This is a genomic window from Dyella sp. 01N36 (assembly GCF_056399745.1).
In genome coordinates, this window is record NZ_JBFTRY010000100.1 from 1 (window position 1) to 12,380 (window position 12,380).

The 12,380-nt window shown below is 65.5% G+C and carries 9 protein-coding genes; 6 read left to right on the forward strand and 3 right to left on the reverse strand.

The genetic code is table 11. From position 1 onward, the window contains the following. Positions 1–530: 530 nt before the first annotated feature. Positions 531–1,313 carry an SDR family oxidoreductase gene (locus tag AC1DMG_RS14615; RefSeq protein WP_441604754.1) on the reverse strand — a complete coding sequence of 261 codons (783 nt, stop codon included), beginning with the start codon at positions 1,311–1,313 and terminating at the stop codon, positions 531–533. Between the two features lie 92 nt (positions 1,314–1,405). On the opposite strand from AC1DMG_RS14615, the gene AC1DMG_RS14620 reads away from it, so the two are divergent. Continuing rightward, positions 1,406–1,624, forward strand: a complete 219-nt coding sequence (locus AC1DMG_RS14620; RefSeq protein ID WP_441604755.1) for a hypothetical protein — start codon at positions 1,406–1,408, stop codon at positions 1,622–1,624. A 58-nt stretch (positions 1,625–1,682) separates the two neighbouring features. Continuing rightward, positions 1,683–2,504 (forward strand): ABC transporter ATP-binding protein, encoded by an 822-nt coding sequence (locus AC1DMG_RS14625; RefSeq protein WP_477180684.1) that lies wholly within the window; start codon positions 1,683–1,685, stop codon positions 2,502–2,504. Between the two features lie 111 nt (positions 2,505–2,615). Here AC1DMG_RS14625 and sppA read toward each other — a convergent pair whose 3' ends face one another. Together sppA and AC1DMG_RS14635 are read right to left on the reverse strand one after the other, a co-directional pair. Then, positions 2,616–4,478 (reverse strand): signal peptide peptidase SppA, encoded by a 1,863-nt coding sequence (gene sppA / locus AC1DMG_RS14630; protein ID WP_441604757.1) that lies wholly within the window; start codon positions 4,476–4,478, stop codon positions 2,616–2,618. Between the two features lie 127 nt (positions 4,479–4,605). Then, positions 4,606–5,973, reverse strand: coding sequence for an MATE family efflux transporter (locus AC1DMG_RS14635; RefSeq protein ID WP_441604758.1), 1,368 nt, complete (start codon positions 5,971–5,973; stop codon positions 4,606–4,608). Positions 5,974–6,112: 139 nt separating this feature from the next. Here AC1DMG_RS14635 and AC1DMG_RS14640 point away from each other — a divergent pair, with 139 nt between their 5' ends. The 4 genes from AC1DMG_RS14640 to tal all read left to right on the forward strand — a co-directional run bounded on the left by AC1DMG_RS14640 (position 6,113) and on the right by tal (position 12,245). Then, entirely contained in the window at positions 6,113–7,249 is a 1,137-nt protein-coding gene (locus AC1DMG_RS14640; protein WP_441604759.1) for a DUF3667 domain-containing protein, read from the forward strand. A 473-nt stretch (positions 7,250–7,722) separates the two neighbouring features. Continuing rightward, positions 7,723–9,891 carry a primosomal protein N' gene (locus AC1DMG_RS14645; protein ID WP_441604760.1) on the forward strand — a complete coding sequence of 723 codons (2,169 nt, stop codon included), beginning with the start codon at positions 7,723–7,725 and terminating at the stop codon, positions 9,889–9,891. A 53-nt stretch (positions 9,892–9,944) separates the two neighbouring features. Then, positions 9,945–11,249: an NAD(P)/FAD-dependent oxidoreductase gene (locus tag AC1DMG_RS14650; protein WP_441604761.1), complete on the forward strand. Its 1,305-nt coding sequence runs from the start codon at positions 9,945–9,947 to the stop codon at positions 11,247–11,249. Positions 11,250–11,285: 36 nt separating this feature from the next. Further along, positions 11,286–12,245, forward strand: a complete 960-nt coding sequence (gene tal / locus AC1DMG_RS14655; RefSeq protein WP_441604762.1) for a transaldolase — start codon at positions 11,286–11,288, stop codon at positions 12,243–12,245. Positions 12,246–12,380 lie beyond the last annotated feature (135 nt).

Genomic DNA, 12,380 nt, shown 5'->3' on the forward strand with positions numbered 1-12,380 from the left:
CCGCAACGCCGAGCGTTGGGCTCTTGATCAGGCTCTTGATCAGGCTCTTGATCAGGCTCTCGCCCTTCGGGGTCCCCGTATGAMGCGGCGGGCGGGTGGAGGAAAGCCCGAAGGGTGGCCGCAGGGATGCGGCCAGTTTTTCGACAGGACAGGGATGTCCTGTCGAAAAACCCCGTAACCCGCCCGCGCACCTGGAGGGCCATAGGCCCGGAAGGCGCGTCATCCGGGGGGCCCTTTCTTTTGGTTACTTTTCTTTGGGCAAGCAAAGAAAAGTAACTCGGGCCGCGGCAGCGGCACGAAAGCCCGCGGCAGGCGAGCCAGATCGCGATGACGCGACGACCGGGCGCAAAGTCACTGGATTCCTGCTTTCGCAGCAATGAAGAGAAAGAAACCGCCCGGCGAGTGACGACGGGCTGAGAGCATCAAAGCGTCAAAGCGTCAAAGCGTCAAAGCGTCAAAGCGTCAAAGCGTCAAAGCGTCAAAGCGTCAAAGCGTCAAACGCTAGCGCCTCATCCTCAACACACCACCCCCTAAAACCCATAATTCAAAAACCCCCCATCCACCGCCAACACCTGCCCCGTGACATAACTGGCAGCCGGAAGGCAAAGGAACGCGATCGCCGCCGCCACCTCCTCCGGCTCCCCGATCCGCCGCAACGGCGTGCGATCGAGCACCTCATCCAGGTACTCGTCATTCGCCAGCGCGGGTTCGGAACGCTGCGTCCGGATATACCAGGGCGCCACCGCGTTGACGCGAATGCCATCAGCTGCCCATTCCGCCGCCAGATTGCGCGTCAGCTGGTGCAGCGCCGCCTTCGACATGCCGTAGGCCGAGCCGGTGCGCACATGAGTGATGCCGGAAACAGAGCCCACGTTCACGATCGCCGCGTTCGCGTGCTGCACCAGTTGCGGGTGGGCGAGACGGCACATCTCGAAGGCGGAGAACAGGTTCTGTTCGAAGATCGCGCGGTAGTCGTCCTCGCGATAGGCCAAGGTCGGCGCGGGCTGGTTGCCGCCGGCGTTGTTGACCAGCAGGGACAGTGGTGCGCCAAGATCGGCGATCCAGTCGAACACCGCCAGGCGCTCTTCCTGTTCGCCAAGATCGGCGCCAAAGGCCAGCACGTCGATGCCGGGGAAATCGTCCACCAGCTCCACGCGCACCTGCTCCAGGTAGTCGGCGTCGCGCGCCACCAGCAGCAGATTGGCGCCCAGCGCGGCCAATTCGCGGGCGGTGGCGTAGCCGATGCCCTTGCTGGCACCGGTGATCAAGGCGGTGTGTCCCTGCAGCTGCCAGGCGTCGATGCGTGCGTTCATGGGCCGAGCTTAGAACGCGACCACGTTTCCCGCCAAGCACTGCCCGCTACCATGGGCGCGACACCGACTCCAACCCGACTCAAGGCTCCTGCATGAAACGACTCGCTGCCCTGCTGTGCCTGCTCTCCCTGGTCGCCTGCTCCGGCAAGCCGCCGGCACCGGTATCGGCGCCAGCCGCTGCCAGCACCGCGCGCGTTGCCACGCCCTGGGACGACATGGAGAAGGCCAAGCAGCGCGCCGCCGACGTGCAGAAAACGGTGGACGAGCAGGCGAAGAAACAACAGCAACAACTGGACGCCGCCCAGCAGTAAGCCACCCATCCCGGACTCGATACTTGGCAGTGGACGTCTGGACGTGCATGGTGTCGGCATGAACGCCCATCACGACGAGTTTGCCTCCGCTCCACTGCTTGATATCGACGATGCCAGCGTCATGCGCGGCGAGCGGCTGATCCTCGACCGTTTCAGCCTGCGCATTGGTGCKGGCGAACACACCGCCATCCTCGGTGCGAACGGCGCAGGCAAGTCCACCTTGGTGCGCCTGATCACACGCGAGCTCTATCCGCTCGCACGCGGCGACGGCCAGGCTGCCATGCACGTGTTTGGACGTGAGCGCTGGCATGTTTCCGATCTGCGCGGACTGCTTGGCATCGTTTCCCCGTCCTTGCAGCACGACTGCACCAGCGATGCCACGCTGGAGGTTTCCGAAGCGGTGCTGTCGAGCTTCTTCGCGGCGCAGCGGCTGGGCCTGGACCACCGCGTCACGCCGCCCATGCGCGAGCGCGCCGCAGAAGCGCTGGAAYAAGCGGGCGCCACTCATCTGCTCGGCCGCTCGATGGCCAGCCTTTCGACCGGCGAAGCGAGGCGCGTGCTGATCGCGCGCGCCCTGGTGCACCGGCCCAAGGCGCTGCTGCTCGACGAACCCTGCGCGGGCCTGGACATGGCAAGCCGCCGGCGCTTCCTGGAAAACCTGCGCGGCCTCGCACGCCAGGGCACCACGCTGTTGCTGGTGACGCATCACGTGGAGGAAATCCTGCCCGAGATCCAGCACGTGGTGCTGCTGCGCGATGGACAGCTGCTCAAGCAAGGCGCCAAGGCCGAGGTGCTCACCAACGCGCTGCTCTCGGATACGTTCGGCATGCCCGTGTGCGTCGAACGCCACGGCGATTATTTCAGCGCCGCCATCGAGTAGGCGTTTAGCCGTCCATCTGCGAGGCGGGCATCGTCAAGTCGCACTGCACGCCCATCGCAAAAAAAGCCGCCGCCGGAATCCGGCGACGGCTCCACTAGCGGATCGTTCGACTCAGCGCGGCGTGCAGAAGCAATAGGCGTACACGTTCGGCCGACCGGACTGCGCCGTGCGCAGCAGCTTGAGCTCCGGTGCGAACGCGTCGACATGCGCGACCCACGACGGCAGCTGCACGCCGTAGGACTGCACCATCTGCACCATCGCGTTCTCATTGAGGCTGATCACGAACTGCTCGAAGCCGCCCAGCGGCTCCTCGACATAACGCACCGGCGCGCTCTTGCCGAGCTTGGCGCGCTGCTGCGCGTCGGCAACGGCATCGCCGAGACCACCGAGCTGATCGATCAGGCCGCGATCCAGCGCCTGCTGGCCCGTCCACACGCGGCCCTGCGCAATCGTGTCGATGGCGTCGTACGGCTTGCCGCGTGCCTTGGCCACCTGGCCGACGAAATCGCGGTAACCCTTTTCGATGGTGGCCTGGATCACCGTACCCACCTTCGGATCCAGCGGACGGGTGATGTCGAATGCGCCGGCCAGCGGGCTGGTACCCACGCCATCGCTCTTCACGCCCAGCTTGTCCAGGGTACCGGGCACGGTGAGCACCATGCCGAAGATGCCGATGGAACCGGTGATGGTATTGGGCTCGGCGTAGATGCGATCGGCATTCATCGAGATCCAGTAGCCACCGCTGGCGGCCACGTTGCCCATCGATACCACCACCGGAATGCCGGCCTCGCGCGTCAACGCCACTTCGCGGCGAATCTGCTCGGCCGCATAGACTTCGCCACCCGGCGAGTTCACGCGCAAGACCAGCGCCTTGGTGCGCTTGTCTTCGCGTGCAGCGCGGATCAAGGCCGCGGTGGAATCGCCACCCACGGTGCCCTGCGGCTGCTTGCCGCCGGAAATCTCGCCTTCGGCCACCACCACCGACACGCCCGGCGTCGTCGAGCTGTCTTCGGAAATGGTATCGGCATAACGCTGCAGCGAGACCTGACGGAAACCCTCGCCCTTCTTGCCGGCGGGTACGCCTTCCTTGCGCATCATCGCAATGACTTCGGCCGGCGTGGCCACGCCGTCGACCAGATGCTGGTCGAGCGAGAGCTGGCCCAGGTCACCCTTGGCGCTGGCGATCTTCTCGGGCAGCGAGTCGATGTCCAGACGCAGCGTGGCCGGATCGAGCTTGCGCAGCTTGGCCACTTCGTTGATGTAGGTATCCCACAGGCCGCCCATCCAGAAGCTGTCCGCTTCCTTCGATTCGGGCGAGGCATGGTCGAGGATGTAAGGCTCTGCCGCGCTCTTGAACTGGCCGACGCGGAACAGGTGCACGTCTACGCCCAGCTTGTCGAGCAGGTCCTTGTAGAACAGCCGGTAGTTGGCTAGGCCGGTGATCATCACGCCGCCTTGCGGATCGACCAGCACGCGGTCGGCATGGGCGGCGAGGTAGTACTGGCCCTGGTCCAGGCTGGGCGACCACACGATCACGGGCTTGCCCGCGGCACGGAAGCGATCGAGCGCGGCGCCTACCTCGCGCAGCGCGGCAAAGCCGCCGCCCTGCAGCTCGCTGGGCTCGAGCAGGATGCGGGTGATGCGCGAGTCCTTGGCGGCCGCGTCGATCGAGCCGATCAGGTCGCGCAGCTGGATCTGCTTGGGCGGATTGCCCGACAGGCTGGCCAGCGCACGCTGCATCGGCTCGATGCTGTACTGCTCGACCAGTTCGCCCTTGGGCTGGATGACCAGCACGCTGTCGCTCTGGATGAAGTGCTCGGTGCGTGCGCCGGCAAAGCCGACCAGGATGATCAGCAGCACGATCAGCAGCAGCGCAAAGAACACCAGGTTGAGTATGGTCAGCCTGACGATGTTGATGCCGCGCCCGAGGACGCAGAGAAAGGCCCAAAAACCGTTGGGGCGGCGCTCCGTCATTGCTTGGTTCCTCAGGATGACCATCACAGCGTAGCTGTTCGCGGGGCGCAGGTCATGTGGGGCAAACGGCACATGGCGGTTGCCGCCATTGGCGGTCGCCGGCTGCGCCGAAAGCCTCAGTCCTGGGTCAGGTGGGGAGCGGCCACTGGTGGTGAAACGCGCGGCGACAGAAGCGCGTGAGCAGCAGCACGGCGGCCACGGTGAGACCGGCGATCAGGCCGATCCACATGCCACGGGCGCCCATGCCATGGTGGAACGCAAGCCACCACCCGATCGGCATCCCCACGCCCCAGTAGGCGAACAGGGTGATCACCATGGGCACGCGGGTGTCTTTCAATCCGCGCAGCGCGCCGTTGGAGGTCACCTGGATGCCGTCCGGGAACTGGAACAGCCCCGCGAGCACCATCAGCTGCACCGCCAGCGTGATCACTGCCGCGTCATGCGTGTACAGGCGCGCCAGCAAGTGAGGGACGGTCAGCATCACGGTCGAGGAGACGATCTGCACGCAGACCGCCAATCCGACGCCACAAAGGCCGGCGTAACGCACGCCCTGCGCATCACCGCGGCCGACGGCATTGCCTACCCGCACAGTGATCGCCATCGAAAGGCCAAGCGGCACCATGAAAGCCACCGTCGCCACATTCAGCGCCACCTGATGGCTGGCCTCCACCGTCTCGCCCAGCGTCGCAAGGACCAGCGCCACTGCCACGAACAGGCCGCCCTCGGCGAGCAGGGTGATCGACATCGGGCCGCCGATCTTCAACAGCTCGAGGATCATTTTTGGCTTGGGCCAAGCCAGCCCGCCACGCAGATTGACGTCGTTGTAGGCCGGATGTTTGAGCACGAACCACAGGAATGCCAGCATTTCCAGCCAGAGCACCGTGGCGGTGGCGATGCCGCTGCCCAGCGAACCCAACGCTGGCAGGCCCAGCTTGCCGTACATCAGCACGTAGCCCAGCGGTGCCAGCACCGCCAGGCCGCCAAAGCTGAAATACATCGAGGGACGCGTCATCGACAGGCCTTCGGACAGGCCGCGTATCGCGAAATAACTCGTCAACGCGGGCGCAGCCCAGCTGATGGCGTGCAGGAAACGGGTCACGTCCGCGCGCAGCGAAGGGACCACGCCGATCCAGTCGATCAATGGCGTCGCATGACGCACCAGAAACCACAGCACGATGCCCATGCCCAAGGCCAGCCACATCGCCTGCACGAACACTGCCCCCGCCTCATGGCGACGACCGGCGCCGTCCAGCTGCGCCACCGATGGCGGTACCGCCATCATCATGCCCAGGCCACTGACCAGGGCCAGCGCCCAGATGCTCATCGAGGTGGTAACGGCGGCCTGCACGTGCGCGCTCAGATGCCCCGCGAGCATGGCGTCGACGACGTTGGGACCCACCGCTCCGAGCTGCGCGGCGATCAGGGGAAGGGCAAGACGCACCGTGGCGCCGACCTCGCGCGCCACCCTGGCGCGATCGGGGCGGAAAGACAGCATAAAGAGACTCCTTGGCCGCACATTCTAGCGCAGGCCCGCTGCGTGCCTTCCGACAACGGCTGGGGAAACGAGCCCACGGCAGCTGTCTGCGCTGGCTGCTTGTGCCAAGATCGCCCGCTGATTCTGCCGGGGGAGGCGCATGAAGAAGGAAATCGTGTCGTTCGAAGGCGTGCATTGCGCCAATTGCAGCGCGCCGATGCAGGGGGAGTTCTGCCACGAATGCGGGCAGTCCATCCACACCGTGCTGCGCCCCATGCATCACATGGTGGAAGACACGCTGGACCTGGTCCTTCATGTGGACGGTCGCGTGATCCACACCCTGCCCCCGTTGTTCCTGCGTCCGGGGTTCCTCACGCTGGAGTATTTCTCAGGCCGCCGGCAGCGCTATGTGGCGCCGTTCCGCTTGATGTTCGTGCTGTCGCTGCTGGCGTTCTTCATGTGCCATCTGGTGGTGGGCAATCTGGACATCCTGAAAGTCCACAGCGAGGCAAGCGAAGGTACCGGGCAATTTGCGCACGACCTCACGCCCAGCGCGGTTCGCACGCACTACGCGCAAGTGCGCAAGGACCTCGAGGCGGCCGCCGGCCAGTCCGACGAGAAAGGCAGCAAGAACTTCAATCGCCCGCTCAGCATCGAGCGCGACCACGCCAACCATCGCCTGACCCAGCTGGGTGCATCGCCGTTGACCGACACGGGCGTCGCCGAAACCAAATTCGAATCGATTCCGCTGCAGTCGACGCCCATCCATATCTCCTGGCTGCCCGAAGCGCTCAACCACAGTCTCAACCGTTCGGTGGCGCGGGCCGGGGCCAATGTCACCGACATCCAGGCCGGCGGCGAGCGCGCGGCGGAGGCGCAGGAGCGCATCACCGCCGCGGTGTTCCACGTCCTGCCACAGACCATGTTCGTGCTGATGCCGCTGTTCGCCCTGTTGTTGAAGTTCACCTATATCTTCAAGCGACGGCTCTACATGGAACACCTGATCGTGGCCCTGCACAGCCACGCCTTTCTATTCCTGACCCTGATGCTGGGCATGGGCGTGTATCTGCTCTACGGCTGGCTGGTGCCCCACGCCCACTGGCTGGGCACGCCCCTTGTCCTGGCCGCCTGGGGGCTCGGAGCGTGGGCGCTGGCCTATCTGCTGCTCATGCAAAAGCGGGTTTACCGGCAGGGCTGGTTCGTGACCATCCTGAAATACCTGTTCGTCGGATGGTGCTACACCTTCATGGCCACTTTTGCGCTCACCTTTGCCGCGGTTCTGGGCATCGCCAACTAGTCCGCGGCCGCGCGAACTTTTGTGACACAAATCACACACAAATCGCGCAGCGGCGCGGTTTCGCGGCACCTCAAAAGCGCTTTCAAGCGGGGTTTTGCACAGCGTCACACGGCTGTCAAGGCAAGTCCCATGCCTGTGGCAGTTAGATGAACCCCGCCATAGCGAAAATTTTAAGTTGCTGTTTTTACTTGGCTTTAGTTGCTGGCTAAAACTTGAACAGCGCGTACGGAAGGGCGTTTTCATGCGCCCTAGAGGCCTCCCTCAACGCACCATCCACAGAGTTATCCACAGACCTTGTGGATAAGCTCAAAAGACCCCTGCCAATAGTCACTTAGCTCTCTTTCCTAGATGACGAGGCAGCAAGACCCTGCAAGCCGCGGCCAAGCCCTCAAACAGATTTTGAGAGGGTTTCATCCGGCTGATATCTGACGGGGTGGAACGGCCCGGTTACACTGTTGTGCCGAGAGGTATTCATGCCCGCCGTCCTTCGCGTCGCCCTGCCGGTACCCCTGCCCACCTTGTTTGACTATCTGCCGCCGGCCAGCGGTGAGGCGGTAGCGGGCAGCCGTGTGCTGGTGCCGTTCGGCAAGGGCAAGTCGGTGGGCGTGGTGGTTGAAGCCAACGTGGAGTCGGCCGTGAGTCATGGCCGGCTCAAGCGCGTGCTGCGGGTGCTCGACGATGCCCCCTTGCTCGACGCCGAATTGATGGCCACCCTCGCCCGTGCCGCCGATTACTGGCTGGGCGCCCCCGGCGAGGCTTATGCCAATGCCCTGCCCCTGGCCTTGCGCGAGGATCGCCCGCTCCCGGACCTGCATGACGAAGCCTGGGCGCTCACCGAGAGCGGACGCAGCGCGCTGGATGCCGGCAGCCGACGCGGTGGCAGTCGCGCCCTGCTCGATGCTCTTTCCCGCGGACCGCAAACCGCCGAGCTGCTGCACGAGATGCTGCCCGGCTGGCGCGATGCGGCGCGACGCCTTGAGCAGGCCGGCCTGATCGAACGCACCCAGTCCAATGCCGCCGAACCACCCCGCCTCACCGAAGCACCCTCGCTGAGCGACGAGCAGCAGCAGGCCGTGCAGACGATCGGCGAATCGCTCGGCCGCTTTCAGCCGTTTCTGCTCGACGGGGTCACCGGCAGCGGCAAGACCGAGGTCTATCTCGCCCTGATCGAAAACGTGATCGCGCAAGGCAAGCAGGCACTGCTGCTGGTGCCGGAAATCGGCCTCGCGCCGCAAACCGTGCGCCGGCTGCGCGATCGCCTGGGCGTCGCCGTGCAGGTGCTGCATTCCAACCTGGCCGAAGGCGATCGCGCACGCGCCTGGTTGCGCGCGCGGACGGGCGAGGCCAAGGTGATTCTTGGCACACGCTCGGCCATCTTCACGCCGCTGCCGCATGCCGGCCTGATCGTGGTGGATGAAGAACACGACAGCGCCTATAAGCAGCAGGAAGGCTTTCGCTATCACGCACGCGACCTGGCCATACTGCGTGGCCGTGCGCTGAATATCCCGGTGGTGCTCGGCTCCGCGACGCCCTCGCTCGAATCGCTGGCCAACGTGCAGGCGAGCCGCTATCGCGCGCTGCATCTGCGTGCGCGACCGGGCGCCGTGCGCGCACCGCAGGTGCAGATCGTGGACATGCGTGCGCAACGCCTCGACCACGGTCTCTCGCCTGCCCTGCTCGCCGCGGTGGGCGACACCGTGGCGCGCGGCGAACAGGTGCTGGTGTTCCGCAATCGTCGCGGCTATGCGCCGGTGCTGCTGTGCTACAGCTGCGGCTGGCACGCGGAGTGTCCGCGTTGCGAGCACCCGATGACCTTCCATGCCGGGCGTCGCGCGCTGATTTGCCATCACTGCGATTACACCGCGCGCCCGCCGGCGCAATGCCCTTCATGCACGGCGCCGGATCTCAAGCCGCAGGGCCAGGGCACCGAACGATTGGAAGAAGCATTGACGGCGCAGTTCCCCGACGTGCCGGTGTTGCGCATCGATCGCGAGACCACGCGTCGCCGCGATTCGTTCGAACAACTGCTGGAAGGCTTGCACGACGACAAGCCCGCCATCCTGGTCGGCACGCAAATGCTGGCCAAGGGCCACGACCTGCCCAACCTCACCCTGGTCGCCATCGTCGGCGTGGATGAGGGCTTGCTCAGCGTGGACTTCCGCGCCAGCGAGCGACTCGCGCAACTTGTTGTACAGGTGGCTGGTCGCGCGGGCCGCGCCAAGAAACCGGGCCGCGTGCTGCTGCAGACCCATCATCCGGATCACCCGCTGCTGCGCCAGCTGCTCTCGCAAGGCTATGCCGCGTCGGCGCAGAGCCTGCTCGAGGAACGGCGCACCGTGCAGCTGCCGCCGTACGGACATCAGGTGCTGCTGCGTGCCGATGCGCACCAGCGCGAGCACGTCGATGCCTTCCTCGCCGAGGCGGCGCAGGCGCTGGCTGGCCTGCCGCTGCAGCTCGCCGGGCCGATGCCTGCACCCATGCCGCTGCGCGCCGGTCGCCATCGCGGGCAGTTGCTGATTGAAGCGGAGACGCGCGGCGCGCTGCATGGCGCTCTGCGTCCCTGGTATCCCGCATTGTCGACGCTGCCTTCGGCGCGTCGCGTGCGCTGGTCGCTCGACGTGGACCCGATCGATCTCTATTGACCGGGCGACGACGGCGCGACCTCCACGATACTCACCTCAGGTAGGAGCATCCGATGGAAGGCAACGCATCGTCCGACCCACGTCCCCATGTCGTCATCCTCGGCGGCGGTTTCGGCGGCCTGGCCGCTGCGCGTGAACTCGCCGACGCCAATGTCCGCGTTACGCTGATCGACCGTCGCAACCATCATCTGTTCCAGCCGCTGCTTTACCAAGTCGCCACGGCGGGCCTTTCCGCGCCGTCGATCGCGGCGCCCTTGCGGCAGATCCTGCAGAAGGACAAACACGTCACAGTGCTGATGGACGAAGCGCTCGACGTCGACCTCGATCGTCGCATCGTGCATCTCGCGCAAGGCGAACTGCCCTATGACGCCCTGATCGTCGCCACCGGCGCCACGCATGCCTACTTCGGACATGACGAGTGGGAACGCTATGCGCCGGGGCTGAAGACGCTGGAAGACGCCTTCACCATCCGCCGTCGCGTGCTGATCGCGTTCGAACGCGCCGAGCGTGAAGAGGATCCGGCGAAGCGGCAGGCCTGGCTCAATTTCGTGGTGGTCGGCGGCGGCGCCACTGGTGTAGAACTTGCCGGCACGCTCGCCGAGATCGCACGCCACACCTTGCCACGCGAATTTCGTCGCGCCGATCCGCGCATGGCAAACGTGCTGCTGGTCGAGGCCGGCCCGAAACTGCTGCCGGCGTTCGCCCCCGACCTCACCGAAAAGGCTAGGCGCCAGCTGGAAAAGCTGGGTGTAGAAGTGCGTTTGAACACCTCCGTCACCGCCATCGACGAGCACGGCGTGATGCTGGGCGAAACGCCGTATCCGGCACGCACCGTGCTGTGGGCGGCCGGCGTCGCGGCCTCGCCGCTGGGCGCCCGCCTTGGCGCGCCGGTCGATCGCGCCGGACGCGTACTGGTCGAACCGGACCTCAGCCTGCCCGGCCATCTCGAAGTCTTCGTGATCGGCGACCTGGCGAGCGTGACCCAGGCCGACGGGAAACCCGTGCCCGGCGTGGCGCCAGCCGCCAAGCAGATGGGGCACCATGCCGCGGCCACGCTCAAGACGCGCTTGCGCGGCGAGACCGCCACAAAACCCTTCCGTTATCGCGACGACGGCTCGCTCGCCACCATCGGGCGCATGGCCGCCGTCGCCCAGTTTGGACGCGTGAAGCTCTCGGGCCTGCTGGCCTGGTGGGTCTGGCTGATCGCCCACATCGCCTTCCTGATCGGCTTCCGCAACCGGCTGGTGGTGATGCTGGACTGGGCCTGGGCGTACTGGACCTACCAGCGCCATGCCCGCATCGTCACCGGGATCGATGAGCGGACCACCTCAGAATCGACTTTGCCGCGCGACGCTTAGGGTGGACAATCAGCGTTTTCCAAGCCGGATATCGTCGTGTCTTCCCAACTCGAACAACTGCGCCAGTACACCACCGTGGTCGCCGACACCGGTGATATCGAAGCCATCGCCCGCTGGCGCCCGGTGGATGCCACCACCAACCCGTCGCTGCTGCTCAAGGCCATCGAGAATCCGAAGTTCGCGCCGCTGATCGAAGAGTCGGTGGCGTGGGCCAAGGGCCAGAGCAACTCGCGCGGACAGCAATTGGTGGACGCCAGCGATCACCTCGCCGTCGCCGTGGGTCGCAAGATCGTCGACATCGTGCCCGGCCGCGTCTCCACCGAAGTGGACGCGCGCCTGTCGTTCGACGTGGATGCCTCCATCGCCAAGGCTGAGCGCCTGGTCGGCTTGTATGCGGAGCACGGCGTGTCGCGCGACCGCATCCTCATCAAGCTAGCCTCCACATGGGAAGGCATCCGCGCTGCGGAGCAGCTGGAAAAGCGCGGCATCAACTGCAACCTCACCCTGCTGTTCTCCTTCGAGCAGGCGGTGGCCTGCGCCGAAGCCGGCGTGTTCCTGATCTCGCCCTTCGTCGGCCGCATCATGGACTGGTACGTCGCCAACACCGCCACCAAGACCTACGCGCCGGAAGAAGACCCGGGCGTGCTGTCGGTGCGCCGCATCTACAGCTGGTACAAGCAGCACGGCTTCAAGACCGTGGTGATGGGCGCCAGCTTCCGCAACATCGGCCAGATCCAGGCCCTCGCCGGCTGCGACCGCCTCACCATCAGCCCCGACCTGCTCGAAAAACTCGACCAGGACAGCGCACCGCTGCAGCGCGCACTCAATGACAACGGTGCGACTCAGGCGGCTCCCAAGCCAATCACCGAAGCGCAATTCCGCTGGGGCCACAACGAAGACCCCATGGCCACCGACAAGCTTGCCGACGGTATCCGCAAGTTTGCTGTGGATCAGCGCAAGCTGGAGAAGCTGTTGGCGGAGAAGCTGGGCGGCTGATCGACGCGCCGCTTCGATAAAAAAAGCCCCGGCGCAAACCGGGGCTTTTTTTGTTCGATACCTCATGTGGGAGCGCACCCTGTGCGCGACAGCCACGCTGCGGTGTACCGCTCCGTAGGTTTGTCGCGCACAGGG

What these genes read in the sequence shown, in the direction of transcription:
- AC1DMG_RS14615 (WP_441604754.1), bottom strand. Translation starts at nt 1,313, where the DNA reads ATGAACGCACGCATCGACGCCTGGCAGCTGCAGGGACACACCGCCTTG.
- AC1DMG_RS14620 (WP_441604755.1), top strand. Translation starts at nt 1,406, where the DNA reads ATGAAACGACTCGCTGCCCTGCTGTGCCTGCTCTCCCTGGTCGCCTGC.
- sppA (WP_441604757.1), bottom strand. Translation starts at nt 4,478, where the DNA reads ATGACGGAGCGCCGCCCCAACGGTTTTTGGGCCTTTCTCTGCGTCCTC.
- AC1DMG_RS14635 (WP_441604758.1), bottom strand. Translation starts at nt 5,973, where the DNA reads ATGCTGTCTTTCCGCCCCGATCGCGCCAGGGTGGCGCGCGAGGTCGGC.
- AC1DMG_RS14640 (WP_441604759.1), top strand. Translation starts at nt 6,113, where the DNA reads ATGAAGAAGGAAATCGTGTCGTTCGAAGGCGTGCATTGCGCCAATTGC.
- AC1DMG_RS14645 (WP_441604760.1), top strand. Translation starts at nt 7,723, where the DNA reads ATGCCCGCCGTCCTTCGCGTCGCCCTGCCGGTACCCCTGCCCACCTTG.
- AC1DMG_RS14650 (WP_441604761.1), top strand. Translation starts at nt 9,945, where the DNA reads ATGGAAGGCAACGCATCGTCCGACCCACGTCCCCATGTCGTCATCCTC.